Raw genomic sequence first — 337 nt, forward strand, 5'->3', positions numbered from 1 at the left:
ATCTATAATCAGTAACTTAGATGTAAGATTGGTATTTTTCATATTGAATAGCGCAGATAAAATCCAACTACTTACCATGGCTTTATCTATTTGCGAAAATTTGAACAAAAGAATTGTCATTATTTGCTCTGACCCGTTACCTAATATCGTTCGAAATCATAAGAATATATTTTTCATCATAGAAACAAACAGTAATCATCTGACCAGTCAATTCGAAGAGCTTAAGGCCAAGACACAGCATATGTTCGAGTCCCACTTCGATATCGACAGAGACACAAACAACAACAACCAACTGCCTGTAAAGGTCTTCACATCCGAAGTTATTAACTTTGTGATG

General features: G+C 34.7%; 1 pseudogene. It reads left to right on the forward strand.

The features are described from left to right. Nucleotides 1-337 (forward strand): annotated as a pseudogene (locus AB4653_RS27620) (AraC family transcriptional regulator); the annotation flags it as partial.

It is taken from the genome of Vibrio sp. 10N.222.48.A3, from assembly GCF_041475345.1.
Taxonomy (GTDB): domain Bacteria; phylum Pseudomonadota; class Gammaproteobacteria; order Enterobacterales; family Vibrionaceae; genus Vibrio; species Vibrio tasmaniensis_A.